The organism is Mesorhizobium sp. U510 (genome assembly GCF_059180695.1).
Genome location: NZ_CP180532.1, coordinates 6,864,086 through 6,889,865, shown reverse-complemented (window position 1 = coordinate 6,889,865; position 25,780 = coordinate 6,864,086). Strand labels below are relative to the sequence as shown.

Below are 25,780 nucleotides of genomic sequence, written 5' to 3'. Positions count from 1 at the left end.
CTGACCTGAATCTCAACACACATTCAGGTTCTTCACGTCGAAAACGGCAGTCGCCTATTTGCGACCCATCTCGAAATAGTTGGGCAGTGGGATGAGCCTGGCAAAGATCGTGCCTTGGGAAAAGACACGCAATTCCAGCATCGAACCTGAGGAGCGTTGCGCACTCTGGTCGAACAGGAAATTGCCGAGCGAATAGACCTCTGCCACATCGCCGCCGGCAACCGGGACGATCGCCTCACTCGAGACATGCGGATGGCCGCCGACAATGGCCGAGACGCCGCGCAGCCGCATCCCATCGGCAAGCATCTCTTCGCGCGCCGACGGTTCGGTCTTGTACTCGCGGCCCCAATGGACGAAGGCGACGACCGGGCGCTGCGCATTTTCGTGCAGCAGCCGGTCGAGCAAGGCGGAGGTGAGCAGGTCGGTGTTCTTCGAACCGTTGGTGTCGATGTCGGTCAGGCCGACAAGGTCGACATCGGCCAGCGCCAGCGTCTCGCCCTGGCCGAAATGCGGGATGCCGGCTTCGTCCAGCGCGCGCAGCGTCTCGGCATAGCCGGACGGGCCGAGATCATAGGCGTGATTGTTGGCGAGACTGACGCCGGCGACATGCAACCGCTTCAGCATGCTGACGGCGAGGTCTTCCGGCATGGCCAGCGTCATGTCGTCAATCGCTTCCGGCACGTTGGGCAGGATGACGCCTTCGAGATTGACGATCAGCGGCCGCGCTCCGGTCAGCGAAAGGATGCTGTCGACGATCTTGTCGGCAACGCCGTCGCGGACCAGGATCTTCTTCATGGCACGACCGAAATTCACGTCACCAGCGAGATAATAAATCCTGTCCTTTGGCCGCGCCGGGTTGTTGAAGCCGGGACCGAAGGCGCCGAACAGCGCCACGACATAGCTGGTGGTGCGCTCGACATAGTCGGACGTGTGTTCCTGCGAGTTCTCGTTGGCGACCACCAGCGGCTGGGCGCCGAACAATTCGCGCTGCAGCCGGGTCTGGATGTAGAGCGCGCCGACGGAATCGGCATGATCGGGCTGACGCAGGGCCGCTATGCCGTCGAGCGATCCGGCGGCCAGCATGTTCAGCGTCTGCTGGTCGAAACGCCTGGAATCATGCTGGGGCAGATAGTGCGAGAAGTCGGTGGATTCGACGATCAGCGTGTCCTGGTCGACGAGCGGTTTCAGCGCCTCGGCCAGCCGGTCCCAGTCGCCGCGCTTCGCCTTCACCGACATCGCCACCGGCACGATCTTCGCCTCGGGGAAGTAGTGATGCAGGAAGGGCAGCATGGCGCGTACGCCATGTTCCTTGTCGAACAGGCAGGATTCCTCGAGCATGTCGCCGTGGGCTTCCAGAAGGCGCACGGCATCGGTGTCGGCGGCCACCGGACCAAGCACGGTGTCGAAGCCGCGCGCCGTGGTGGCGTAGAGCTTGTGCGTCTTGTGGAAATGGTCCGGCGACAGGATGACGATGCGCTTGTAGCGAAAGCCGGACGCTGCATGAAAACCCAGTGCCACGAGGTCGGCGGCCAGCAGGTGATGCGGCACGGTGATGCCGGTCAGCCGCTGGTTGGAGGGCCGGACAGTAGCGACGCTGGCGATGGCGTCCTTGAACAGCGTGGCGTCGTCGTAGAACGTCGGGAAGTTTTCGGTTCCGGGCGGGCAGGCGATCGGGGCGGCCTGTGCCGTGCCGCCGAGAACCAGGGCGAACATGATGACCGTCAGCAGGCGGGCTATCACGGCTCGGCCAACACGATGTTCTCCACGCCGCCGACATAGTAGAACGGCTTCTGCTTCGACGCCGTCAGCCGCACCACTTCGTGCGAAATGAAATCGGCGAGCCCGAACAGCGTGACGCCGCCATCCGAGGTCTTCGCCTTGCCGCGCAGGCCTTCGAGTATCGAATAGGTGAAGACGCCGTGCCCGAGCTCCGGCAATTCGGCGGCGGTGTTGTTGGCCGCGGTCGCCGAAAACACGACGATGCGCGCGTCCTGCGCGTCCTTTTCCAGGCGCGGATTGAAGGCGTTGGCGGCATGGCAGGTGTCGAGCAGCATGAAGCGCATGCCCTTGGCCCGCTCGACCGATTTCTGGACGTCACCCCAGTCGACAAGCGAAGAGCGCTTCCAGCGGTCGGCATCCTGTTTGCGGCCATCGGTCGGGATGAAATAGTAATCCTCGTCGATGTTGATGCCATGGCCGGCGACGAAAACAATGGTGGTGTCGTGTTCGCCAGGCCTGTCGAGGAAATCGGCAAGCTGGTCGTCGATCGTGTGCGAGTCCGGCTCCATGATGTTGTCGGCGCTGGCGACGGTGTAGGTCTGTTGCGCCTTGTCGGGGCTTTCGTCGAGCGCCTCGCGGTTGACCAGAACCAGCGTCTCCATCGACGAGAACAAAGGTGCCGATTTCTGCGCAACCACCTTGAGGAACTCGGTGGCGTCGTCGACGGGGTAGCGCAAATCGCAGGCATGGCCGGAACAGGCGTCGGTCAGGAACGGATATTTGTCGACGCCGATCACCGCGACATAGAGCTTGCCCTTGGCCTCGGCCTTTTCAGTCTTCCTTGCCAGCGCCGTCACGCTGCGCTCGGTCAGATAGCCATAATCGTTGATGCCGGTGATGCGGATAGTGTTTTGACCATCCTCGACCGGCACCTCGACTGTTGTCTTGTTGCCGTCGACCGAGCGCGTCGCGATGTCGCCGACATTGCGGCTGTTCGACAGGATCGAGAAGCCGGCGGCATCGGCTCCGGCTTCCTTGGTGCCTGTGATTTCGACGGCGACATAACCGTCGCGGACCTTGCTCTGGTCGTCGGCGAGGCGAATGCCGAATTCCGGCGGCTTGCGCTGCAAGAGCTTCTGCAACTCGTTGTCGACGCCCGGCCGCATCTCCTGGACTGCCTGTTTGGCGCTGCGCAGGATGATGGCGCGGCGCACCATTTCCGGGCTCCAGAGGTATTTCTTCAACTGGCCGGCGCGGATGAAGCGGCCTTCATGGTCACGGTCCTGGTTGACGTGCCAGCCGATCAGCTTGTCTCCCTCGTCGGAGGAATAATAGTAGCCTTGCGGCATCCAGGCGATCCATTGTGAGCCGGCAAAGAACATCGACACGATCAGCTCGTGCGTCTTCAGGTTCCACAGCCTCACGGTCTGGTCGGCGCTGCCGGTGACCAGCAGGCCGGCTTTCTCCGAGGCGACCATGGCGTTGATTTCGCCGGTGTGGCCGGTGAATTCGCCGGAGACCCTAGCGGTCGCGGCCTTGTATTCCAGCAGCGTGCCGTCATTGCCGCCGGTGACCAGGCCAAGCCCGTTGTCGATCAGCGTGAAGGCGGAATGGGCAAAGCCGTTGGTGGCGTCGTTCTCGATCGAGCGCACCACCTTGCCGCCATTGGCGATCTCCAGCACCGCGTTCTCCAGCGCGTCCTTGCCGCCCACCGTGGCGTGCAGGGACCACTCGCCATCGCTCAGCGCGGCGCGGGCAAACGAGGCCGGCTCGGTCAGCGGCTGCGGGTCATCGAAGAACCGCTCGGTTGTGGGCAACTCCAGCCTCTTGTCCAATGCGCCCAATTGTTCCGGGCAAGCCACGCGCTCGGGGCAGGGGTTGGCGTTGCCCCAGGCGATGATGCCGTTTGCCGGATCGATGCCGATAGCGGTCACCGGTTCGCCCACTCCTTGGAGCAAGGCCTTGAGTTCGCCGGTCGCCGGGTCCCAGACTTGGATGGCGTTGCGGGTGCCGCCGGCCGTCGCCACCAGCGAGCCGCCGGCATTGGCGGCGCTGGCATAGACCGTGCCGTCATGGCCGCTGTAGTCGAGCAGCTTCTCGCCGCTGTCGGTGTTCCAGACGACGGAGCGGTGCTTGTCGGCGCAGCGATAGCCGCAGGAGGCGACCAGCCGCGATCCCTTGGCGAAGGTCAGCGAGCCGATGAGGAAATCCTGCTTGGGCATGGCGCGCACCAGCGTCCCGTCGGCCGCGCGCCAGAGCTGGACCTGGCCGCCCCTGCTGCCGGTGGCAAACAGGCTGCCGTCCTGCGAGATCGCCAGCGCCAGCACACTGACGTCCCGCAACGGCTCTGTGTCAGCGGGCAAGGCGATCTCGTCGCCCTTGGCGACATCCCACAACCGGATGCCATTGTCGGTCGTGGTCGCCGCCAGCCGGGTTCCCGCGGCGGCGAAAGCCAGCTTATCGATGTGCCAGGAATCGGCGTCGAGCTTCTTGTCCAGCGTCCAGCCCGTCGCTGATTTGTCGTCGAGCCGCCAGAGATAGACTATGCCGTCGCCGCCGCCGGCAGCCAGTATCTTGCCATCTGGAGAGAAGGCGAGGTCGTAGGTCGCGTAGTCGGCGGCCTTGAGAACGGCCTTCATCTTGCCGGTGGCGAAGTCGAACAGCCTGATGTCGCCATAGGGCGGCTTGTCGCCGAGACCGGCGCCGAAATAGCCGCCGGCGGCGATCGTCTTGCCGTCCGGCGAGACCGTGACCGCGAAGATCTTGCCGTCGCTGCCATTGCCGAGATAGCCGCGAATGGTGCGTAGCGTCACGCCGCTCTGCCAGTCCCAGATGCGGATGGTCTTGTCGTCGGATGCCGAGACAACGTCCTCGCCATCGGGGGTGAAGGCGAGGTCGGCAATCCGTGCGGTATGGCCTCCGGTGTCGAGGTCGAGATGGAAATCCGGGGCGTCCTCGGCGCGGGCGGCAGAGGACGTGATCAAGGCTCCAGCCATGGCCAGCCAGCGGCAGGCACGCATGAGGCGCAAGGTGATTCCGGGTTTCCCCATGGCTATTTGGCTTCGCCCGCTGGTTGCCCGTTGCCAACATAGGCCTCGATCGCCGTGGCAAAAGTCGGCGAACCCGCCTTGCGCTGCTTGTCGACATAGCCGGCAAAATAGCTCCAGAAGGAGACGGCGTAGTCGCGGAAATAGGCATCGGTCACCTTGCGTGAGCACAGGTCGCCGTCGACGCAGAAGGACAGCCGGTTGAGGAAATAGACAATGCGGTCGAAATTCTCGCTGAAGTCGGCGAGCGGCATGTCGCCGCCGGAGGCGCTCATCGCCTCGATGCCGATGCGCTGGCGGAACACCTGTTCCTCGGTCGGCGAAGGATTGGCGCTGAGCAGATTGTCGTATTTGGCGTTGAGGGCGGCAAGGCGATCCTTCAACGCCCGTTGTGCCTGCTGATAGTCCTTGGTTTCCCAGAGCTCGACCAGGGACATGGTCTGCTCGACGCGCTTCTGCTCCTGGTTCGCCAGGAATTGATAGACCGAGAATGCCAGGGTGAAGATGATGGCGAAACGCACCAGCATGCCCGACCAGGCATAGACCAGCATGCGCCAGTCGCGATCGGTGAAGGGATTGCTCTCCTTCTTGATCTCATGGCTGCTCGGCCAAGGAAAACCTTCGGTGGTTTCCGGCAGCGTCTCCTTCGCCGCCGGCGCCTTTGCGGGCGCGGCCACCGGTGTCTGCTTTGTCGTGCCCCCCGGCTTCTTCATTTGCAGCTGTCCAGTTCGATGGTGGCGGAGGGATCAAGCACCACGCCCGGCGCTTCAAGCTGCTTTTTCAGACATGCCAGCTGCGGGCGCGAAACAATGAACTGCATGTCCGGCTCCGCCAGCGCCTTGTTCGGCGACGGCAAGGCCTCGACCACGCCGCGCGAGGCGCAGCTCGAGAGGTCGACCACCACCGCGTCACTGCTGGTCTTGGCGAACTGGTCGTACTGATCGAGGAAGCACGTCGCCAGTTCCGAATTGATGACTACCTGCTTGGCGCAAAGGCCGCATGTGTCCTGCGCAGACGCGTTGACGATCAGCAACAGGCCGCCGGCAAGTCCGGCAACCGTCGTGCGCCAGGAGAAAAAAGACTTCTTCACAATCGATCCTATCTGCTTCGTCAGTCGCTGAACCCTTGGCCGCGGCTGGGGATGTTCTCATATCGCGCCGATCGCGCAAGAGCCTGATATACCAGGCCGTGCGGCCTTGGAGCCGGAGTTCAGGCGCGCGGCACCGTCTCCATCGGGAAGATCATCACCGCCCCCTTCGGGCCGCTCTTGTCGGCAAGCCGCATCACCGAGCGGGTCGGCGGCGCCATGCCGATATCGGCGAGCATGTCGGAGAAGCTGGCGGGGCCGAGGCCGCGCGTCATCGCCGCGACGCCGTCCTGCGCCAGGAAGCTCAAATCCTCCTTCTCGCTTTCCGGCGGCGCCTCGGTCAGCACCGCGATCATCCGTTCCATGCCGAAGCTGGTGTCGGTGAAGGCGAGCAGCCCTTCCTCCAGCGTGGCCTGCGGTGCCAGGCGTTCGGCGACGATGTGGGTGATCGAATAGTCGCTGCCGACATAGAGCACGTTGATGTCGACCAGCTGGTCCGAGCTGTTCTTGGCCAGCACATGCACCTCGTCGCCCGGCGAGACACGCGGCACCGCGGAAGCCTGCAGGGGCTCGAGACCATCCTTGTCGCGGCGCTTGACCTGGAACTGGACGTCGACATCCTCGGGCTTGTAGTCGGAGGCCGCCGCCAGACGCGACAGCCCGGTGGCGCGGAAGATGGTGCGCAAATTCCTGGTCGTGGCGTCGACCAGCTTCTGGCGGTCATCTGGATGGATAATGATCAGCGGCGGCTTGCTGCCGTCCTTCAGCGTCACGTCACCCGACGCCGGCAGGAACCACAGCGCCGGCTTGTCTGACGCGTCCTTGCCGGCGCCGGCAATGGCATTCTCGCGCATCACGGCAAAGCGCAGCTCGGCGCTCTTGCCCGGGTCGACCAGTTCGATGTTGAAGCCGGTTTCCTTGGCCGTGGCCAGTTCGTCGAGAACCGAATTGACGAGCTCGGCTTCTTTCTCCAGCCCCTTCGTCGCGGCCGGCCGAGCGACCGTGAGCCTGTAGTCGACGGCGATCTCCGCCACCCGCGCATAGGCGTTGGCAGGAATGTCGGCGAGTTTGAGTGCCGGCTTTTTCTCGAACTCGACCGACTTGACGCGGCTTTCCAGGTTCTTGGCCGACTGCACCTCGACGTAGCCGACCGCGTCGGATAGCGACGACAGCGCCGACGGCAGGATGGCAAGCTTGCTGCCAGGCGTGAGGCGATGCAGCAGGCCCGCGCCGATCGTCGCCTCGCCGTCCTTGACGACGATGGGCCACTGCATGACGGCGTCGGTCTTGTCGGTGCCGAAGACGCGGGCGTCGAGTTCGCCCTCGAACAGCGGCGTTGGCCGGGTGCGGCTGTCGGCTGAATATTGCTGCAGCACGGCCTGGCCGAGCTGGCGATAGGTAACGTTGGGGTTTTCGGCGAGCTTCGACAGGATGGTGAAGGTGAACAGGCCGAAGCGCGGCGCATCCGCCGTGCCCTTGGGCAGCGGCATCTCCGGCGTCGTCTCCACCGTCTGGGCCGCATAGAAGGCGACCAGCTTGCCCTTGGTGATGGGTTCGCCGCCGGTCGGCGTCAGGTTGAAGGCGGGCTTGCGCGCGCCATTCTCGTCGAGGCCGCGCGAGGCGCTTGCGACCGTGTCCTCATAGGCCTTGAGGGTCGCCGCCCTTGCAGCCTCGTCGCCGCCCACCAGGTCGGCGAATTCGACCTTGCGCTCCAGTTCGTCGTCGACTTCGACGGCGCGCGTCGCGGTGCCGGAATGGCAGCAGTCGAAGACCGCCCAGACAAAGGCGCCTTTGTTGCGGATCGCGTCGAGCGCGTCGCCGATCTCATTGTCGACCAGCGCGTTCGGCACGCCGGCATCGCGATTGATCCATTTCTCGATGTCGACGGGCAGGAAGATCTCGTCTAGCCCGTCGGTCTCGTCGCCCTTGACCCTTTCGGGCTGCTGGGCGCCGTGGCCGGACAGATGCAGATAGACGAAATCGTCGCGCTGAACCTTGGTGGCAAGGTCGGCGAGTGCCGCCTTGATCGCCGCATGGGTCGGCAAGCCTTTGGCACCGGGCACGTCCTTGGCGAGCAGCGTGACGTTTTCGGGCGCGAAGCGTACCGGGTCGGGTACGTTCTTCAGCAGGTATTCGTGCACCAGGCCGGCATCGTTCTTCGGCCCGATCAGCCAGTTCCTTTGCGGCAGGGCAGGATATTCGGTGCAGGCGACCAGCAGCGCGTGATAGGTGCGCGATGCCGCCAGCGCCCGGAACGAGAGCGTACCGGCCGCCACGAGCGCGGACGTGCCGACAAGCAGCGTCCGGCGTGTCAATTTGATCATATTGCTTCCCCAAGCCCGATCGAATTTCCCAAGCGAAACCACCCTCGTCGAGGATTTTGTCAGTATTTTGAACGTCGCTGCGCCATCAAGCCTGCCGTCGTCAAATGCGCCGGCACGTTATCGATCGGTCAGGGACAACAACAGAAGAGTAGCAAAGACGACGGTTCGTCGCTATCTGAATGGGATCAGGCGGTTTGCGCGGGCAAACAGCCTGGAGATGGCGCAGGACAAGTTGGAACCGGACCATGGCGGCAAGGGATGTGCTGACGAAGAACCAGTTGTGCGTGCTCGAGAAGCTCGAGACCGCCAGCGGACCGCTCAGCGCCTACACCTTGCTCGACCAGTTGCGCGAACGCGGTTTTCGCGCGCCGCTGCAGGTGTATCGCGCGCTCGACACGCTGGTGAAGTCCGGCTTCGTGCACCGGCTGGAAAGCATCAACTCCTTCGTTGCCTGCGCCGAGCCGCATGATCACAGCCATTCGATGACCGCCTTCGCCATCTGCGACACATGTGGGCAGGTGACCGAGATGTCGGACCATGATGTCGACCACCGGCTGAACGAATGGGTCCATTCGACCGGCTTCGCCGCCAAGAAGGCGGTCATAGAATTTCGCGGGACGTGCGCGAAGTGCCGGGCTGTGGCCGCTTAGGTCTTCTCTTCGTAGGATGACGAAGCGTTGGCGCTAATGCGCCTCATCCCAGTTGTTCGCGGCTCGCGCGTCGACATGGAGCGGCACCGACATTGAGACCGCCGGCATCGCCGCGTTTTCCATGACGTGGCGCACGACTGGGATCGTCGCTTCGACTTCGGCCTCGACCGTCTCGAAGATCAGCTCGTCGTGCACCTGCAGCAGCATGCGGGCCGACAGTTTCGCCTTGTCCAGCGCTTCCTCCATGCGCACCATGGCGCGGCGGATGATGTCGGCGGCGGTGCCTTGCAGGCGGGCGTTGATCGAGGCGCGCTCGTTGAACGCGCGCAGCGACGGGTTCGAGGACCGGATATCCGGGTAGTGGATGCGGCGGCCGAAGATGGTTTCGACAAAGCCATTCTCGCGGGCATAGGCCTTGGTCTCTTCGATGTAGTCGCGGATGCCGGGGAACCGCTCGAAGTATTTCTTGATGTAATTGCTCGCTTCCTCGCGCGGAATCGACAGCTGGTTGGCAAGGCCGAAGGCGGAAATGCCATAGATGATGCCGAAATTGATCGCCTTGGCGCGACGGCGGACTTCCGAAGGCATGCCCTGCACGGGGACATTGAACATTTCCGACGCGGTGATGGCGTGGATGTCGGCGCCGTCGGCGAAAGCCTGCCGCAGTTGCGGAATCTCGGCGACATGGGCGAGCACGCGCAGTTCGATCTGGCTGTAGTCGGCCGAGACCAGCCGGTTGCCCTTGTCGGCGATGAAGGCGGTCCTGATCTTGCGGCCTTCGGCGGTGCGCACCGGAATGTTCTGCAGGTTCGGGTCGGAGGACGACAGCCGGCCTGTCGTCGTCGCGGCCAGCGCGTAGGAGGTGTGCACGCGCCTGGTGTCGGGATGGATGAAGCCGGGCAGCGCATCGGTGTAGGTCGATTTCAGCTTGGTCAACTGGCGCCAGTCGACGATCTTGCGCGGCAGTTCGTGGCCTTCGGCGGCGAGGTCTTCCAAAAGCTGTGCCGAGGTCGACCATTGGCCGGTCTTGGTCTTGGAGCCGCCGGGCAGGCCCATACGGCCGAACAGGATATCGCCGAGTTGCTTGGGCGAGCCGATGTTGATGCGCTCGCCGATGAGCTGGTAGATCTCCTCTTCCAGCCGGGCGGCACCCTGCGCGAGTTCGCCGGAAAGCCTGGACAGGATCTGCCGGTCGACCGAAATGCCGCGCTGTTCCATGCGCGCCAGAACCGGCACCAGCGGCCGTTCCAGCCGCTCATAGACCGAGACCAGGCCCTTGGCGGCAAGCCGTGGCTTCAGCACCAGCCACAGACGCAACGTGATATCGGCGTCTTCGGCGGCGTGCGCCGTCGCCTTGTCGATGTCGACCTGGTCGAAACCGACCGAGCTCTTGCCGGAGCCGGTTATGTCCTTGAGCTGGAGCGGGGTATGGCCGAGCCATTTCTCGGCAAGCTGGTCCATGCCGTGACCGTGCGGGGTACCGGCATCGAGCACGTAGGAGATCAGCATGGTGTCGTCGAAGGGCGCGACATCGATGCCGTAACGGCTCATGATGACGAGATCGTATTTCAGGTTCTGCGCGATCTTGAGGACGGATTTGTCCTCGAGCAGCGGTTTCAGCACCGCCAGCGCCTCGCGGAGAGGTATCTGGTTTTCGAGCGCGCCGCCGCCGAGCAGGTCGCCATTGCCGCTCTTGTGGGCAAAGGGAATATAGCCGGCGCGGCCGGGCGCCGTGGCTATCGCCATGCCGATCAGTTCGGCCTGCATCGGATCGCCGGATGTCGCCCTGACGTCGAAGGCGGTGACGCCAGCCTCCCGCGCCTCGGCGACCCAGGCTTTCAAGGTCGCGATATCGCGAATGCAGAGATAGGCCGCCGTGTCGATCCTGCCGGTCACCGCGCGCTCCAGCCGCATGGCCGAGAGCAGGGAAGGGGTATCGCCTTGCTTGGCGGCGTCCGCCGTCGGTGTAGCGGTCGCCTCACCGTTGGCCTGGCCTGCCTCGGCACCGCTGCGGGCCACAACCGGCGCTCCGGCGCCGACATCGGGGCCGTGGGCATGGTCGGCGCGCTCGACGATCACCGCGACGGCCTGGACGTCGCTGGCCTCGGTGCTCGTGGCTTCCGCCACGCGGCGGGTCAGCGAGGTGAATTCCATGGTCTTCAAGAAGCCGATCAGCTTCGGCCCGTCCGGGGCATGCAGGACGAAGTCGTCCAGCCCCTCGGCCACCGGCACGTCGTTCTTCAGCGTCACCAGCTGGCGCGAGATCAGCGCCTTGTCGGTGTTGGCGATGATCGATTCGCGCCTCTTGTCCTGCTTGATCTCGCCGGCGCGGGCGAGCAGCCCGTCAAGGTCGCCAAATTGCTCCAGCAGTTGCGCCGCCGTCTTCGGGCCGATGCCGGGCACGCCGGGCACATTGTCGACGGAATCGCCGGTCAGCGCCTGCAGATCGACCATCTTCTCCGGCGGCACGCCCCATTTCTCGATGACCTCGGGAATGCCGATCTGGCGGTCCTTCATCGGGTCGTACATTCCGACCGTATCGCCGACCAGCTGCATCAGATCCTTGTCGGAGGAGATGATGGTGGTGTCGCCGCCGGCTTCGCGGGCCAGCCGGCAATAGGTGGCGATGAGATCGTCGGCCTCGAAGCCTTCCATCTCGATGCAAGGCAGGTTGAAGGCCTTGGTCGCCTGTCGGATCAGGCCGAATTGCGGGATCAGGTCTTCAGGCGGCGCCGAACGGTTGGCCTTGTATTCGGGGTAGAGGTCGTTGCGGAAAGTTTTCGAGGAATAGTCGAAGATGACCGCGAAATGCGTCGGCACAATGCCTACATCGGTGTTGCGGGCATCCTGCATCAGCTTCCACAGCATGTTGCAGAAACCGGAAACAGCACCGACAGGCAGGCCGTCGGATTTGCGCGTCAGCGGCGGCAGTGCGTGATAGGCCCGGAAGATGTAGCCCGAGCCGTCGATGAGGAAGAGATGATCGCCTTTTTTCATGCCGGCAGGGATAGCGCGGCGCGGTGGCTTGGTCCATGCCAAACACATCGCCAGATATCGGTTCCGTCAACACCCTGACAGATCGGGGGCGTGCAAGTCCGATCACGGGCACGTTACAAAAGTGTAACGTTGGTGCCCTTGAATCGCCACGTTCAGAGACCCAAATACATGTCATCGGCAGTTTTCGCCGAAGTCCGGAGCAAGGCCCGTCCCCCGCCTATCCCGGACAACTGCGGCAGCCTATCCCCCCTCTCCGGGCTGCCGCATCGTTTCGAGTATGAGGCCGCCGTGGTTCCCCCTCCACCACGGCGGTCTTTTTTTGGCCCGCGGCAGCGGACTTTTTTGGCCTGCGGCGGCCGACTGGCGCAGTGGTCCAACACTCCCGGGCTTTTCGTTTCGCCGCTCTGCCTTTACGGTTCCGGCACTGAATCGAAAGGCTTCACAAATGTCCGCAGTTTCCTCCGTCCTCGACCGTCTCGACCAGAATCTCGACCAGAGCCTGGAGCGCCTGTTCGGCCTGCTCAGGATCAAGTCGATCTCCACCGATCCGGCCTATGCCGCCGACTGCCGCAAGGCGGCGGAATGGCTGGTGGCGGAGCTGAAGCTGATCGGCTTCGATGCCAGCGTGCGCGACACGCCGGGCCACCCGATGGTGGTTGCGCATCATGAGGGGCCGGCAGGCGCCCCACATGTGCTGTTCTATGGCCATTACGACGTGCAGCCGGTCGACCCGATCGAATTGTGGGAAAACGATCCGTTCGCACCAGCGGTGAAGGAGGTTGGGCCTGACCACAAGGTGATCACCGGGCGTGGCTCTGCCGACGACAAGGGCCAGCTGATGACCTTCGTCGAGGCTTGCCGCGCCTGGAAGCAGGTGCATGGCAATTTGCCATGCCGCGTCACCATCCTGTTCGAAGGCGAGGAGGAGTCCGGCTCGCCTTCGCTGAAGCCGTTCCTCGAGGCCAATGCCGACGAGCTCAGTACAGATTTCGCGCTTGTCTGCGATACCGGCATGTGGGACCGCGAGACGCCGTCCATCTGCGTTTCGCTGCGCGGGATGGTTGGCGAAGAGGTGACGGTCAAGGCGGCTGACCGCGACCTGCATTCGGGGCTTTATGGAGGTGCCGCCGCCAATCCGATCCGTATTCTGGCCAAGGTGCTGGCTGACATCCACGACAAGGATGGCCACATCACCATTCCCGGCTTTTATGACGGTGTCGAGGAAACACCAACACAGGTGCTGAAGTCTTGGGAAAGTCTCGGCGAGACGGCCGAGACTTTTCTCGGCCCTGTCGGCTTGTCGATCCCTTCGGGCGAAAAAGGCCGCTCGGTGCTGGAACTGACCTGGGCACGGCCGACCGCCGAGTTCAACGGCATCATCGGCGGCTACACTGGAAAAGGCTTCAAGACGGTGATCGCGGCGGAAGCCTCGGCCAAGGTGTCGTTCCGCCTCGTTCACAAGCAGGATCCAAAGAAAATCCGCGCTGCCTTCCAGAAATTCGTCAAGGAGCGCATTCCGGCCGACTGTTCCGTCGAATTTCACCCGCATGGCGGCTCGCCGGCAATCCAGCTTTCCTATGACTCGCCGTTCCTGGCCAAGGCCAAGGACGCGCTGTCGGACGAATGGGAGAAACAGGCGGTCACGACCGGCAGTGGCGGATCAATCCCGGTTGTCGGCGATTTCCAGACCTATCTCGGTATCGAGTCCCTGCTGGTCGGCTTCGGCCTCGACGACGACCGCATCCACTCTCCCAACGAGAAATACGAGCTGTCGTCCTTCCACAAGGGCCAGCGCTCCTGGGCGCGCATTCTCGATGCGCTGACGCGCTGAGCGGCGGAAAGTCGTTTTCCTGTTGATTTTTCACCGGATCGCGGCGAGGACGGGGAACGCCGCGACCGGAGAAGACCATGGCCGACATCCGTTTCCACAAGCATGATTTGCCCGACCTTTCGCATTACAACGTCGGGGCGGTAGCCATCGACACCGAGACGCTGGGTCTGAACCCGCATCGCGACCGGTTGTGCGTGGTGCAGATATCGCCTGGCGACGGCAGCGCCGACGTCATCCAGATCGCACCGGGCCAGAAGAAGGCGCCGAACCTCGTCAGCCTGCTGAAGAACCGCAACGTGACGAAGCTGTTCCATTTCGGACGCTTCGACATTGCCGTGCTCTACAACGCCTTCGGGGTGATGCCCGAGCCGGTGTTCTGCACCAAGATCGCTTCGCGGCTGACCCGCACCTATACCGACAGGCACGGGTTGAAGGACATCTGCTTCGAGCTTCTCGGCGTCGGCCTGTCCAAGGCGCAGCAATCATCGGACTGGGCGGCCGAAACGCTGTCGCCCGAGCAGCTCGAATATGCCGCCTCCGACGTGCTCTATCTGCACCGGCTGCGGGATGTGCTGGCCGGGCGGCTGGCGCGCGAGGGGCGGACCAAGGAGGCCGATGCCTGCTTCCGCTTCCTGCCGACGAGGGCCAAGCTTGACCTGATGGGCTGGGACGAAGAGGATATCTTCGCGCACAGCTGACGACTTGAGAGCCTGCTGGCCGGTGGCCGACTGGAACCAGACGCTGACCGCCGCGTTTTGTCGGCGCAGTTCAACGGCTAAATGGGGGATAGGATGGCCGACCGAAAGCCGATATCGACAGCTCCGACCGATGGCTCCAAGGTCTCCATCATGTGGCAGGACGGCGACGGCGTCATCAACGAATCCATCGGGCAATACCGTGATGATGGCTGGTGGGTCTACACCGACAGCCACACGCAAAAGAAGGTCGAGCCGACCAGCTGGCGGCCCGCTTCCGGCGACGACGACGATCAATGAGCGCCGCTGGCGGGGCCAGCTGCTTTCGAATAGCCTGAAGCCGTTGATATCGGGGCCGATTCGGAGCCTTCCGCTCCGCGCTCGCCCCCTTGCTCGGAGGAAATCGGCATGGGCGTAGAAAGCCTTCTCGTCTTCATCATCATCGGTGCCATCGCCGGCTGGCTTGCCGGTCTCATCGTTTCCGGTTTCGGCTTCGGCCTGATCGGCAACATCATCGTCGGCATCGTCGGCGCGTTCATCGCCGGCTGGCTGTTGCCGCGGATCGGCTTCTCCATCGGCGGCGGCATCATTGCTTCCATCATCCACGCCACGATCGGCGCCATCATCCTTCTGGTGCTGGTCAAGGTACTGAAACGAGCCTGAGGCTCGAAACGACAAAGGGCGCGCCATGAAGCAGAATACGCTCTATCTCATCATTGGCGCGCTCGTCGTCGTGGTCATCGCGCTCGGCGTCTATGTCTACCGCGAGCAGACCAAGCCGAAGGGTGTCGAGCTCAAGATTGACGACAAGGGCATTTCGATCCAGCAGAATTGAGCCTGCCGTCGACCGGCGGCGCGGCGCCGGCCGTCCTGTGCGGCAGGCCAGTCCTGCGGAAGTCGGCCCGAAGGCCTTGATATCGACCGGTCGAACAGCATCGTGGCGGTGACCTGCGAGGACCAGACGCTGGCCCTTTTGGCGCTGTCGTCGATACTCGGAGGAGTTGAAAATTGCCGGCAGGACGGGGCCATTGCATCGGCGTAGTGCCGGACGAGCGATTGTCCCGGCATGGAATTAGAATGACGGATCGGCGCTCCGGCGCTATAATGTCGACACAGGGCGTTTGGGATCAACCAACCTATTGCTAGGAGGTTGTCATGAAACACCAAACACTAGACCAACTGCATGCAGTGGCCGAGGTCAACATACAGCCGGTGATGAGCCGAACCCAACGTCTGATGCGTTGGGCCGAGCTTCTTGAACGTGAGCCCAGCCGGCTCCTGACCGCGCTTGCCGGGACTGAATACCGTGCGCCGGCGGAACGCGATGTCATGCGAGGCGATGGCTCGCCGATAGCGGTTGCCTTCACAGACCCCATATTGCACGACGAGGGTCTGAAAGACGACAGCTATGGCGAAGCCAAGCGCTTCTTCGAGCTGACCGACCATCAACTGCACGAGATCGTCTGCTACTGCCATGTCGGCGAGGTCATGCAATCGTCGAGGGCAGCGCTCTCGGTTCGTGCGGCGATCGGCTGACGCGTGCCCACCAGGTGATCGCCTGGTGACGAGTGATTTGGGACGCGGTCGAACGCGAGGCTGCGACCATTTGCGATCGCGCCCCAACACGGAACATGTCCGCGACCGCCTGGGTCGCGGCGAGGAATGGCTGGGCCTTGGCGCCCGGACAAAATGCTAGGCGAGGATTGTTCCATCGCGGCGGGCGCGACCGTTTGCTGGCGCCAAAATCAGGGCTCGAATAGCGCGATCACTGCCGGACCCCAGGCATTTGATTATCAATCGCTTTGAATTTTTCCGACTTAACCCGCCCTTAAATCGCCGCATCTACTCTGCAACCGGAGCGCCATAGGCACCGGGGACAGCAAGCGCAGGCATGGCGAACCGCAAAGATAGCCGCATCGAGCCCAGTTTCGAGGGACCGCCACAGGCGCGATCCCAGCCGGGTCTTTCGGTGAGCGAGGAGGACCGCGTCGTGCCGAGCAACCGCAAAGCCTCCGCAAGGCGCAAATCGTCGAAGGGGAAATCGTCGCGCGGCGGGCGTGGCAGGAGCCGGCGCGGCCTGTTCGGCGTGCTCGGTCGCCTGTTCTACTGGTGCTTCGTGCTTGCCATCTGGGGCGGCATCGCGGTGGCGGGCGTCGTCGTCTATTACGGTGCCAAGATGCCGGCGGCCACCACCTGGTCGATCCCCGACCGCGCCCCCAACATCAAGATCGTCTCGGCCGATGGCCAGTTGCTCGCCAATCGCGGCATGAGTGGCGGCGAAGCCGTCGGCCTGCACGAAATGTCGCCTTACATTCCCGAAGCCGTCATCGCCATCGAGGACCGCCGGTTCTATTCGCATTTCGGCGTCGATCCGATCGGCCTGTCACGCGCCATGGTGACCAACCTCATCGGCGGGCATTTCTCGCAGGGCGGTTCGACGCTGACGCAGCAATTGGCCAAGAATCTGTTCCTGAAGCCTGACCGCACGCTGGAGCGCAAGGTGCAGGAGGTGCTGCTGGCGCTGTGGCTGGAGCACAAGCACACCAAGGACCAGATTCTCGAAATGTACCTCAACCGGGTCTATTTCGGCTCCGGCGCCTTTGGTGTCGAGGCGGCTTCGCGGCGTTATTTCGGCAAGAGCGCGCGTGACGTCACGCTCTCGGAAGCAGCGCTGCTTGCGGGCTTGCTGAAAGCGCCGTCGCGGCTGTCGCCGGCGCGCGACCCAAAGGCCGCGGAGGAGCGTTCGCAGCTCGTGCTCGCGGCCATGCGTGAAGAAGGCAAGATCAGCGACAAAGAGCTGAAGACAGCGCTCAGCGCGCCGGCGACGCGCGCGCCGTCCTACTGGACCGGCTCGGAAAACTATGTCGCCGACACGATCATGGAAGAACTGCCCGACCTGATCGGCGACGTGCGCGGCGACATCGTCATCGACTCCACCGTCGACCTGAACTTGCAGAAGCTCGCCGAGCAGTCGATCCGCCGGCTGATCGACGAAAGCGGCAAGAAGCTCAACGTCACCCAGGGCGCGCTGGTGTCGATCGACGATTCCGGCGCGGTGCGCGCCATGGTCGGCGGCTACGACTATTCGACCAGCCAGTTCGACCGCGCTTCGGAAGCGCGCCGGCAGCCGGGCTCGGCGTTCAAGCCGTTCGTTTATATGGCGGCACTGGAAGCCGGCCGCACGCCAGACAGCATCCGCAACGACGCGCCGATCAAGATCGGCAACTGGACGCCCGACAACTACGGCGGCAAGTATTTTGGCAAGGTCACGCTGGCGACGGCGCTGGCCAAGTCGCTGAACTCGGTCGCCGCGCAGCTGACCATGGAGGTCGGGCCGAACGCGGTGGTGGAAGCAGCGCACCGCATGGGCATCCAGTCCGAACTGCAGGCCAACACCTCGATCGCGCTCGGCACCTCGGAAGTGACGCCGCTGGAGCTGACCTCGGCCTATGTGCCGTTCGCCAATGGCGGCTACAAGCCCGATATCCACTTCATCCGCCGCATCACGACAACCGAGGGCAAAGTGCTCTACGACAGCAGTGGCGGCAGCGCGCCGCGTGTGGTGAAACCCGAGATCGTCGGCATGATGAATTCGATGATGACCGGAACCGTCGAGGTCGGCACGGCCAAGAAGGCGGCCTTCGCTTGGCCGTCGGCCGGCAAGACCGGCACCAGCCAGAATTCGCGCGATGCCTGGTTCGTCGGCTACACCGCCAATCTCACCACCGGTGTGTGGTTCGGCAATGATGACGGCACGGGGATGAAGAAGGTCACCGGTGGAGCGCTGCCGGCGCAGGCCTGGCACGAATTCATGGTCGCCGCACACGAGGGCGTGCCGGTGCGGCCGCTGCCCGGCACCTGGAAGTCGACGCCGGCCGACACGATCGTGCCCGACGACATACCTTCGGCCGACAACAACCAGCCAGCGCCGGTCCCGTCCGCGTCAGTTGGCCAGCAGGCGCCGTCGGCACAGCCGACCCAGGCGGCAGCGCCGGCCCGCGTGGCGCGGCCTGCCCAGACCGTCGATGCCGATGGCTTCAACATGCCGGCGGACGACGGCACCACCGCTTCGGTCGGCCATCCGGTGCCGCCGGGCAATGTTGGCGGTCCGCTGAAGAAGAGGAAGCAGACCTCGATCCTGGATATTCTGGGCGGCGGCTGAGGCGGACGCTCCGGCAGTTCGCAGCGGCGTCAATCCGCCTCTCGCCAGCGCCACGGTGTTCGGCTACACCTCCGGCCGGAGACCGCGACATGGCTGAACTCGACACCCGAAAAACCATCGTGCTGACCGGCGCCAGCCGCGGCATCGGCCATGCCACGGTCAAGCGCTTTTCACGCGAGGGCTGGCGCGTCATCACCTGTTCGCGCCAGGCTTTCGCCGAGGATTGCCCGTGGCCGGCCGGCCCGGAAGACCATATCAAGGTCGATCTTGCCGATCAGGAAGATGTCGGCATCGCCGTCTCGGAAATCCGCCATCGGCTCGAAGCACATGGCGGCCAGCTCAATGCGCTGGTCAACAATGCCGGCATTTCGCCCAAGCTCAAGGACGGCAACAGCCGCATGAACTCGATCGACACGCCGATGCATGTCTGGCGCGACGTGTTCCAGGTCAATTTCTTCGCGCCAATCATGCTGGCGCGCGGCCTGTTCAAGGAGCTGGCGACGGCCAAGGGCTCGATCGTCAACGTCACCTCGATCGCCGGCACCCGCGTGCATCCCTTCGCCGGCACCGCCTATGCGACATCGAAGGCGGCTCTCGGCTCGCTGACGCGCGAGATGGCGCATGACTTTGGTCCGCATGGCATCCGGGTCAACGCCATCGCGCCAGGCGAAATCGACACGGCGATCCTGTCGCCGGGCACGGAAAAGATCGTCGAGACGATCCCGCTCAGGCGCCTCGGTACCACCGCCGAGGTCGCCGACATCATCTTCTTCCTGTGCTCGCAGCAGGCCTCCTATGTGACCGGCTCGGAAATCCACATCAACGGCGGCCAGCACGTGTGAGTGAGGACTTCGGCGGGGGTTGCTCATCCGGCGACCGTGAGAACAGCCTTGCCGCTGAAGCTGCGCTGCCGCAGGGCGTCCAGGGCCTGGGCGATGTCCGTCCATGGCACGGTCAAGGCGACGCGGGTTTCCAGCCGGCCGGCCGCGACCAGGGCGAGCAGCGCGGCAATGTCGGCGCCAATGCCTGAGCCGGACGTGTAGTAGGCGAAGGTCTGAAGCCTCGCTCCCTCATGGCCCGGAACGAACTGGCGGAAGCCAATGGGCGTGAGCTCGCCACTGCTTGAACCGAACATGACGATGGTCCCGCCGGGCGCGACGCGTTCGATCGCGCGGGCGAGGCTTTCGCCGCCGACCGACTCGGTGATCAGCGAAAATGGTCCCTCGGCCAGCTCGATCGCCTCGACCACCTGCTCGGCTCCGAGATCGCGGAGATCCCCGGCATGCCGGGCGGCGGCGACCGCGGTCACCAAGGCACCTTGTTCGCGGGCGATCTGGATCTGGAAACGGCCGACTGCGCCGCTCGCGCCGGTGATCAGCACCTTTTGGCCGGCCAGGTCACCGCCATGGCGCAACGTCCTCATCGCCGTCGTGCCCGCCACGGGGAGCGTGGCGGCGGAAACGAAGCCGACCTCATCCGGCAGGACGGCGAGACGGGCGGTCGGAACGGCGACGCGTTCGGCCCAGCCGGCCTCGTCGACCAAAGCCACGACCCGCGCGCCCTGGGCTGGCCCGGAGCCATCCGCTGCCGCCCGCTCGACGATCCCGACAATGTCCTGGCCGGGTATCCAGCCGTCCGCACGTATGGTGAGCAGGCGCAGTTCGCCGCGGTTCAACGAGGTTGCGCGGACGGCGACCAGAGCCTCGTTCGCGCAAGGCTGTGGCTCGTCCACCTCGGCGAGTTTCAGTCTGACGGCATTGTCGGAAGAGATGGTGAGCGCGAGCATGGAGTACACCTTGGCAATTGGCGAGAACGGCTCGAGCCTACCGATTTATGCTGACGAATAATCTAGATATAAAGGCAATTCATCGCTAAAATCTGTCAATCATGAGACAGCCGCTCCGTTACCCATGGCTCGATTTCGACGTCGATGACATCGTTGCTCCGGCGATTGCCGTGCGCGTCGACGTCACCGAGACCAAGGCCGAGGTGTCGCAGCATTGGCACCGCAAAGGGCAACTCGTCTTCGCTCTCAGCGGCGGCGTCACCTGCCGCGTTCCCAGCGGCCTCTGGATGGTGCCGCCGCATTGCGGCGTGTGGGTGCCGAGCCGCATGCAGCACAGCAACATCGCGACGGCCAATGCGCGGATTTTCTTCGTCTACATCGAGCCGGGCGCGGCTGCGCTGCCGGATCGGTGCTGCACGCTTTCGATCTCGCCGCTGCTGCGCGAGCTTATCATCGAACTGTCGAACTGCGCGCCTGATGACGCGCGGTGCGCTTTCCTGGGAAGCGTCCTGCTTGCCGAACTGCCTGATATGCCTCTCCAGCAATTGCATCTGCCGTTCTCCTCCGAGCCGCGCCTGAAGCGGATCGCCGAATTGCTGGCGAACGATCCTGCCGACCGCAGCACGTTGGCCGAATGGGGAAAACGCGTGGCGCTCAGCGAGAGCAGTCTTGCTCGTCTCGTCGTCAAGGAAACCGGCTTGAGCTTCGGCCGCTGGCGCCAGCAATTGCACTTGATCGTTGCGATAAGGGAACTGGCTTCGGGTGCCACCGTTCAGCGGGTTTCGGGTGATCTCGGCTATGAGTCCGTCACGGCCTTCATCACCATGTTCAAGAAGGCGCTCGGCAAGCCTCCCGCGCAATATCTCAGCAGCATCGCACGCAATGGCGGTTCTGCCTTCGTGGCGTGATCACGCGGCGGACGGTTCGGTCGCAGATGGCTTGTGACCGAGCACCTCCTCGACGATGCCGCGCGCGATTTCGCGCTCGCCCATGATCACCGTGTCGGCGCCGAGCCCCTTGAGATGCTCGACCTCGGCATCGGAATGGGCGCGGGCGACGACGTTGATGCCGGGATTGGCGGTGCGCGCCCTGAGCACGATCTGGCCGGCTTCGAACGCATTGGGGATGGCGAGGATCAGCCGGCTGGCGCCTTCGGGATTGGCGGCGGCGAACACTTCGGCGTTGGCGGCATTGCCGGCGACGCTCTCGACGCCATCGGCCTTCAGCTTGGCCAGTGTCTTGTCTGCGTCCTCGATGACGAGGAAGGGCAGCGCTGCTTCTTTCAGCGCCGCGCCGACAAGGCCGCCGACACGGCCATAACCGATCAGGATGGCATGGCCTGTAAGCGCCGTCTTCGGCGGCGGGCCGTCTTCCTTTCTGGCTGTTGCGGCGACCGAGGCGACCTGGCCCGGTTCGGTCGCCGGACCGACCGGCTTGGCGTCGGCCGGCGGCGCCGTCCTGGCGGCACGGGCCTCCAGCCATGGCTTCATCCAGTCGATGACCAGGAACATCAGTGGGTTGAGCACGATCGACAAGATGGCGCCGGCCAGGATCAGGTCGCGGCCCTGTTCTGGCAGAAGTTTCAGCCCGACGCCGAGTTCGGCCAGGATGAAGGAGAATTCGCCGATCTGGGCAAGGCTGGCCGAAATCATGAGGGCGGTCGCCAGGGGATAGCCGAAGGCGACGACGATGACGAACGCCGCCAGCGACTTGCCGATGACGATGATGGCCAGTGTCGCCAGGATCGGCAGGCCGTTGCTGAGCAGGCTGAACGGGTCGAACAGCATGCCGACCGAGACGAAGAACAGCACCGAGAAGGCGTCGCGCAGCGGCAGCGATTCTTCGGCCGCGCGATGGCTAAGCTCGGATTCGCTCATGATCATGCCGGCGAAGAAGGCGCCGAGCGCCAGCGAGACGCCGAACAGTTTCGCCGCGCCGAAGGCGACGCCGAGCGCAATGGCGAGCACTGAGAGACGAAACAGTTCGCGTGACCCGGTATGGGCGACGTAGTGCAGAATCCACGGAATGACCCGGCGGCCGACCACCAGCATGACGACGACGAAGGCGGCGACCTTGGCGAGCGTGATGCCGACGACGCCCCAGATGCCGTAGCTGGCCGGCAGCGACAGCAGGCCGCTCGAATGCACATCCGCCTGTTCCTGGCCACCCAGCACGCCGGCAAGGGCTGGCAGCAGCACCAGCGCCAGCACCATGGCCAGATCCTCGACGATCAGCCAGCCGACGGCGATGCGGCCGCGTTCGGTCTCGATCAGCCGGCGTTCCTGAAGCGCGCGCAGCAGCACCACGGTCGAGGCGACCGACAGTGCCAGGCCGAACACCAGCCCGGCGCCCATCGACCAGCCGAGCATCCAGGACAGTCCGGCGCCGAGTGCCGTGGCAAAGCCGATCTGGACGATGGCGCCGGGCACGGCGATGGCGCGGACCGACAGCAGGTCCTTCAGCGAGAAATGCAGGCCGACGCCGAACATCAAGAGGATGACGCCGATTTCGGCCAGTTCGTTGGCCAGGCCGGCATCGGCGACGAAACCGGGCGTATTCGGCCCGACCAGGACGCCGGCTACGAGATAGCCGACCAGCGGCGGAATGCGGAAACGGTTGGCGAGAGCCCCGAAGACGAAAGCCAGCCCCAGACCGGCGACGATGGTGGCGATAAGGGGCGTGTCATGCGGCATTGTCTATGGAGCGCCTTTCAAGTTTGCGATGTCGGATGTGCGCCGCCCTGAGCCGCCGCCTGTTTTGCAATATGGTGGAAGGGGTGACGGTGATGCAACCCGCAGGGTGCGAAAATCGACGGTGCGGCGGCAAAATGCTCGACCGGCGGCAGAGAGGCCGCCGGTCCGTTTCGCGCTCACTGTGGCATTGGCTTTGGGATCCATCGCCTGCGGTCAGGCTGCCTGCAGCATGGCCTCGATCTCGGAGATGGCGTGGTTGGTCATGGTTTTTGGAATTTCAGCCGTCACCTTGTCACCGACCGCCTTGTGCAGCTTCTTGCGCATGGCGCCGAGCATCACCGGCGGGGCGACAAGCACGATGCTGTCGAACTCACCACCATGGGCGAGTTTGTACAGGCGGGCCGCGATCTCTTCCGCGAAGCGTTCCTTGCCGATACGGTGCCAGTCGGTATCCTCGACAGCGCTGCGGTGCACGGACGGGCCGTCATTATAACGGCCGGGGCTGTCGCTTCCCTGTTCACGGGTGGGCGGGTTCTCCTGTTCCATCACCTGCACGACTTCGAGATTTGGAAACTTGTTGTCGCCGGCATTCTTGAGCAAGAGCACTTTTTCACCGTCGGCCACCAGGACCCAGATGCCGTGCCTCAGTTTGATTGTGTCCATGAAAGCGCTCCTTTTTGATGAATGGCTACGCTGCGGAACGCGTATCAACCCGGCAACGTTCCAACCCCTCTCCCGCAAAGCGACGGCGGCGCCGCCGGCGGTTGAACGGGCGATCGGTAAGCGGGCGACATTAATCTACTGAATTGGTAGAAATTAGAAAAAACTGTTTTGCCAGATAGGGGGCAGGTGGCTAAAAAGACCTGAAATCAAGGCTCGCTTCAGCGGCTTGAATCCGCCCAAACCCCGGATGTGGAATATTTTTCTCCTGCCTTTCGCAGTTGCGAAAAAGCGATTGCCTGCCATCACAGGATGCGCGAGTGCTTTGCTTCTGGTTTTTCGCGCCCGGGCGTAAAACTGCGACACTGTTCCCGGATTGCTTTTCCCATGCCGCAGGCCAATGCCAAGCTCAATGCCTTCCCCGTCTTCGTGCGGGTCGAGGGCGAAGCCGTGGCCATTGTCGGCGGTGGCGACGAAGCCCTGGCCAAGGCGCGGTTGATCGGACAGTCGAGCGCGGTGCTGCGCATCATCGCTCAAAATGCCGAGCCGGAGCTGCTTGCCTTCATCGCTCAGTCCGGCGCCAGCCATGTCGCGGCAGCTTATGACGCCTCGCGGCTGGAAGGCGCGGTCATGGTGTTTGCCGCCAGCGGCGATGAGACGCTCGACCGCCGCGTCGCGGCGGACGCGCGCGAGCTGGGCATTCCGGTCAATGCCGTCGACCGGCCGGAACTCTGCGACTTCTTCACCCCGGCGCTGGTCAACCGCGCGCCGGTCGCCATTGCCATCGGAACCGAAGGTGCCGGCCCGGTGCTGGCCCAGATGCTGCGGGGCCGCATCGATCAGATGCTGTCGCCATCGCTCGGTTCGCTGGCGACGCTCGCCGCTTCGCTGCGTGGGGCAGCCGAGAAATTGCTGCCGAAAGGCAATGCCCGCCGCCGCTTCTGGAACAGTTTTTTCCAAGGTGCACCTGCCCATGCCGTGGAAGCCGGCCAGCTGTCGCAGGCGCATGACGCTGCCGTCGATCTGCTGTTGTCGAACGCACCCGCTTCGGGCCACATCGCGTTGGTTGGCGCTGGTCCGGGCGCCGAGGATCTGCTGACGTTGCGTGCGCATCGCCTGCTGATGGAAGCCGACGTCATCGTCCATGACGCGCTGGTGCCGGAGGCGGTCGTCGCCATGGGCCGCCGCGATGCCGAGCGTCTGCCGGTTGGCAAACGCAAGGGCTGCCACAGCAAGAGCCAGGCCGAAATCAACGCGCTGCTGGTGGAGCTTGGTCAGCAGGGCAAGCGCGTGGTGCGGCTGAAGTCGGGCGATCCGCTGGTGTTCGGCCGCGCCGGCGAGGAAATGGCGGCACTGCGTGATGCCGGTATCGCCTATGAGGTGGTTCCGGGCGTCACCGCGGCCTTTGCCGCGGCGGCCGATTTCGAACTGCCGCTGACCTTGCGCGGCGTCTCCTCATCCATGGTGTTCACCACCGGCCACGACCTCAAGGGCAATTCATTGCCCGACTGGGCCAAGCTCGCGATTTCCGGCGCCACCGTCGCCGTCTATATGGGCCGCTCGGTGGCGGCCGAAGTCGCCGGCCGACTGATCGAAGCAGGCCTGTCGCCGGACACGGCGGTGGCCGTGGTCGAGAATGCCAGCCTGGCCAACCGGCGCCGTTTCCACGGCACGCTGGCTGACCTGCCGTCGCTGGAAGCGCGTGGCGATCTTTCCGGGCCGGTCATGACCATTATCGGCGATGCTGTCGCCGGCGCCAATTTTGAACGGTCCGAGCCGCTTGCGGCACATAGGAATGAAGGCGCGGCCAAAGCCGCCGCAGAGAGAGTTCAGCCATGAAGATACTGACCGCCAACCGCCTGACGGATGGCATCGCCGTCTGGTACACCGATGGCGGCTGGGTTGAGACGGTGGGCCAGGCCGATCTTGCCCATGACAAGGCGGCCGAGGATCGCCTTGAGGCGATCGGCGCCAAGGCCTATGCCGACAATGAAGTGGTCGACGTCAATCTGATCGACGCGGAAGTCGTCGACGGTGTCGTCGAGCCGGTGCGGCTGCGTGAAAAGATCCGCGCCGCCGGCCCGACCATCCGCGGCGATCTCGGCAAGCAGGCCGAGCGGGCGGCGTAG

Annotated in this window: 21 protein-coding genes; 12 read left to right on the top strand and 9 right to left on the bottom strand. The window is 64.1% G+C overall.

From position 1 onward, the window contains the following. Window positions 1-54 precede the first annotated feature (54 nt). The 5 genes from amrB to ACLGL5_RS35400 form a co-directional block, all read right to left on the bottom strand. Window positions 55-1,740, bottom strand: coding sequence for an AmmeMemoRadiSam system protein B (gene amrB, locus ACLGL5_RS35420; RefSeq protein WP_069093157.1), 1,686 nt, complete (start codon window positions 1,738-1,740; stop codon window positions 55-57). Continuing rightward, a complete protein-coding gene (locus ACLGL5_RS35415; protein WP_245307236.1) occupies window positions 1,737-4,769 on the bottom strand; it encodes a caspase family protein in 3,033 nt (1,010 codons plus the stop codon). The genes amrB and ACLGL5_RS35415 overlap by 4 nt, the downstream gene beginning before the upstream one ends. A 2-nt stretch (window positions 4,770-4,771) precedes the next feature. Beyond that, the gene (locus tag ACLGL5_RS35410; protein ID WP_019861242.1) at window positions 4,772-5,479 is read right to left on the bottom strand and encodes a DUF4760 domain-containing protein; all 708 of its coding nucleotides are present in this window, start codon (window positions 5,477-5,479) and stop codon (window positions 4,772-4,774) included. Beyond that, window positions 5,476-5,856 (bottom strand): hypothetical protein, encoded by a 381-nt coding sequence (locus ACLGL5_RS35405; protein ID WP_069093156.1) that lies wholly within the window; start codon window positions 5,854-5,856, stop codon window positions 5,476-5,478. The genes ACLGL5_RS35410 and ACLGL5_RS35405 overlap by 4 nt, the downstream gene beginning before the upstream one ends. Before the next feature lie 119 nt (window positions 5,857-5,975). Then, complete coding sequence (locus ACLGL5_RS35400) at window positions 5,976-8,177, bottom strand: caspase family protein (protein ID WP_171903314.1); 2,202 nt, start codon at window positions 8,175-8,177, stop codon at window positions 5,976-5,978. 245 nt (window positions 8,178-8,422) lie between these two features. On the opposite strand from ACLGL5_RS35400, the gene ACLGL5_RS35395 reads away from it, so the two are divergent. Further along, window positions 8,423-8,827 carry a Fur family transcriptional regulator gene (locus tag ACLGL5_RS35395; protein WP_027047405.1) on the top strand — a complete coding sequence of 135 codons (405 nt, stop codon included), beginning with the start codon at window positions 8,423-8,425 and terminating at the stop codon, window positions 8,825-8,827. Between the two features lie 33 nt (window positions 8,828-8,860). Here ACLGL5_RS35395 and polA read toward each other — a convergent pair whose 3' ends face one another. Continuing rightward, window positions 8,861-11,824 carry a DNA polymerase I gene (gene polA / locus ACLGL5_RS35390; RefSeq protein ID WP_069093534.1) on the bottom strand — a complete coding sequence of 988 codons (2,964 nt, stop codon included), beginning with the start codon at window positions 11,822-11,824 and terminating at the stop codon, window positions 8,861-8,863. Window positions 11,825-12,269: 445 nt separating this feature from the next. Here polA and ACLGL5_RS35385 point away from each other — a divergent pair, with 445 nt between their 5' ends. The 8 genes from ACLGL5_RS35385 (at window position 12,270) to ACLGL5_RS35350 (ending at window position 19,354) form a co-directional block, all read left to right on the top strand. Continuing rightward, the gene (locus ACLGL5_RS35385) at window positions 12,270-13,655 is read left to right on the top strand and encodes a M20/M25/M40 family metallo-hydrolase (protein ID WP_069093154.1); all 1,386 of its coding nucleotides are present in this window, start codon (window positions 12,270-12,272) and stop codon (window positions 13,653-13,655) included. Between the two features lie 77 nt (window positions 13,656-13,732). Continuing rightward, the gene (locus ACLGL5_RS35380; protein ID WP_019861235.1) at window positions 13,733-14,353 is read left to right on the top strand and encodes a ribonuclease D; all 621 of its coding nucleotides are present in this window, start codon (window positions 13,733-13,735) and stop codon (window positions 14,351-14,353) included. Between the two features lie 93 nt (window positions 14,354-14,446). Then, window positions 14,447-14,650 carry a hypothetical protein gene (locus ACLGL5_RS35375; protein ID WP_027047403.1) on the top strand — a complete coding sequence of 68 codons (204 nt, stop codon included), beginning with the start codon at window positions 14,447-14,449 and terminating at the stop codon, window positions 14,648-14,650. A gap of 108 nt (window positions 14,651-14,758) precedes the next feature. After that, window positions 14,759-15,013 carry a GlsB/YeaQ/YmgE family stress response membrane protein gene (locus ACLGL5_RS35370; protein WP_019861233.1) on the top strand — a complete coding sequence of 85 codons (255 nt, stop codon included), beginning with the start codon at window positions 14,759-14,761 and terminating at the stop codon, window positions 15,011-15,013. 25 nt (window positions 15,014-15,038) lie between these two features. Further along, window positions 15,039-15,185, top strand: coding sequence for a hypothetical protein (locus ACLGL5_RS35365; RefSeq protein ID WP_019861232.1), 147 nt, complete (start codon window positions 15,039-15,041; stop codon window positions 15,183-15,185). 320 nt (window positions 15,186-15,505) lie between these two features. After that, a complete protein-coding gene (locus tag ACLGL5_RS35360) occupies window positions 15,506-15,886 on the top strand; it encodes a hypothetical protein (RefSeq protein WP_019861231.1) in 381 nt (126 codons plus the stop codon). Window positions 15,887-16,241: 355 nt separating this feature from the next. Continuing rightward, entirely contained in the window at window positions 16,242-18,512 is a 2,271-nt protein-coding gene (locus tag ACLGL5_RS35355; RefSeq protein WP_069093153.1) for a transglycosylase domain-containing protein, read from the top strand. Window positions 18,513-18,601: 89 nt separating this feature from the next. Then, on the top strand, window positions 18,602-19,354 hold the full coding sequence (locus ACLGL5_RS35350) for an SDR family NAD(P)-dependent oxidoreductase (protein ID WP_019861229.1): 753 nt from the start codon (window positions 18,602-18,604) through the stop codon (window positions 19,352-19,354). 23 nt (window positions 19,355-19,377) lie between these two features. Here the strand turns inward: ACLGL5_RS35350 and ACLGL5_RS35345 are convergent, their stop codons facing one another. After that, window positions 19,378-20,298: a zinc-binding dehydrogenase gene (locus ACLGL5_RS35345; protein WP_069093152.1), complete on the bottom strand. Its 921-nt coding sequence runs from the start codon at window positions 20,296-20,298 to the stop codon at window positions 19,378-19,380. Between the two features lie 101 nt (window positions 20,299-20,399). Here ACLGL5_RS35345 and ACLGL5_RS35340 point away from each other — a divergent pair, with 101 nt between their 5' ends. Then, window positions 20,400-21,206 (top strand): AraC family transcriptional regulator, encoded by an 807-nt coding sequence (locus tag ACLGL5_RS35340; protein ID WP_494372849.1) that lies wholly within the window; start codon window positions 20,400-20,402, stop codon window positions 21,204-21,206. On the opposite strand, the gene ACLGL5_RS35335 is transcribed toward ACLGL5_RS35340, so the two are convergent. Continuing rightward, the gene (locus ACLGL5_RS35335) at window positions 21,207-22,991 is read right to left on the bottom strand and encodes a cation:proton antiporter domain-containing protein (protein ID WP_069093150.1); all 1,785 of its coding nucleotides are present in this window, start codon (window positions 22,989-22,991) and stop codon (window positions 21,207-21,209) included. A 213-nt stretch (window positions 22,992-23,204) separates the two neighbouring features. After that, entirely contained in the window at window positions 23,205-23,654 is a 450-nt protein-coding gene (locus tag ACLGL5_RS35330) for a baeRF12 domain-containing protein (protein WP_069093149.1), read from the bottom strand. Window positions 23,655-24,038: 384 nt separating this feature from the next. Here ACLGL5_RS35330 and cysG point away from each other — a divergent pair, with 384 nt between their 5' ends. Further along, the gene (gene cysG / locus ACLGL5_RS35325) at window positions 24,039-25,490 is read left to right on the top strand and encodes a siroheme synthase CysG (protein ID WP_069093148.1); all 1,452 of its coding nucleotides are present in this window, start codon (window positions 24,039-24,041) and stop codon (window positions 25,488-25,490) included. Next, window positions 25,487-25,780, top strand: coding sequence for a DUF2849 domain-containing protein (locus ACLGL5_RS35320; protein WP_069093147.1), 294 nt, complete (start codon window positions 25,487-25,489; stop codon window positions 25,778-25,780). Before cysG ends, ACLGL5_RS35320 begins: the two co-directional genes overlap by 4 nt.

Coding starts and splice junctions, on each gene's coding strand:
- ACLGL5_RS35415 (WP_245307236.1), bottom strand. CDS start 4,769: ATGGGGAAACCCGGAATCACCTTGCGCCTCATGCGTGCCTGCCGCTGG.
- ACLGL5_RS35410 (WP_019861242.1), bottom strand. CDS start 5,479: ATGAAGAAGCCGGGGGGCACGACAAAGCAGACACCGGTGGCCGCGCCC.
- ACLGL5_RS35400 (WP_171903314.1), bottom strand. CDS start 8,177: ATGATCAAATTGACACGCCGGACGCTGCTTGTCGGCACGTCCGCGCTC.
- ACLGL5_RS35395 (WP_027047405.1), top strand. CDS start 8,423: ATGGCGGCAAGGGATGTGCTGACGAAGAACCAGTTGTGCGTGCTCGAG.
- polA (WP_069093534.1), bottom strand. CDS start 11,824: ATGAAAAAAGGCGATCATCTCTTCCTCATCGACGGCTCGGGCTACATC.
- ACLGL5_RS35385 (WP_069093154.1), top strand. CDS start 12,270: ATGTCCGCAGTTTCCTCCGTCCTCGACCGTCTCGACCAGAATCTCGAC.
- ACLGL5_RS35380 (WP_019861235.1), top strand. CDS start 13,733: ATGGCCGACATCCGTTTCCACAAGCATGATTTGCCCGACCTTTCGCAT.
- ACLGL5_RS35375 (WP_027047403.1), top strand. CDS start 14,447: ATGGCCGACCGAAAGCCGATATCGACAGCTCCGACCGATGGCTCCAAG.
- ACLGL5_RS35370 (WP_019861233.1), top strand. CDS start 14,759: ATGGGCGTAGAAAGCCTTCTCGTCTTCATCATCATCGGTGCCATCGCC.
- ACLGL5_RS35365 (WP_019861232.1), top strand. CDS start 15,039: ATGAAGCAGAATACGCTCTATCTCATCATTGGCGCGCTCGTCGTCGTG.
- ACLGL5_RS35360 (WP_019861231.1), top strand. CDS start 15,506: ATGAAACACCAAACACTAGACCAACTGCATGCAGTGGCCGAGGTCAAC.
- ACLGL5_RS35355 (WP_069093153.1), top strand. CDS start 16,242: ATGGCGAACCGCAAAGATAGCCGCATCGAGCCCAGTTTCGAGGGACCG.
- ACLGL5_RS35350 (WP_019861229.1), top strand. CDS start 18,602: ATGGCTGAACTCGACACCCGAAAAACCATCGTGCTGACCGGCGCCAGC.
- ACLGL5_RS35345 (WP_069093152.1), bottom strand. CDS start 20,298: ATGCTCGCGCTCACCATCTCTTCCGACAATGCCGTCAGACTGAAACTC.
- ACLGL5_RS35340 (WP_494372849.1), top strand. CDS start 20,400: ATGAGACAGCCGCTCCGTTACCCATGGCTCGATTTCGACGTCGATGAC.
- ACLGL5_RS35335 (WP_069093150.1), bottom strand. CDS start 22,991: ATGCCGCATGACACGCCCCTTATCGCCACCATCGTCGCCGGTCTGGGG.
- ACLGL5_RS35330 (WP_069093149.1), bottom strand. CDS start 23,654: ATGGACACAATCAAACTGAGGCACGGCATCTGGGTCCTGGTGGCCGAC.
- cysG (WP_069093148.1), top strand. CDS start 24,039: ATGCCGCAGGCCAATGCCAAGCTCAATGCCTTCCCCGTCTTCGTGCGG.
- ACLGL5_RS35320 (WP_069093147.1), top strand. CDS start 25,487: ATGAAGATACTGACCGCCAACCGCCTGACGGATGGCATCGCCGTCTGG.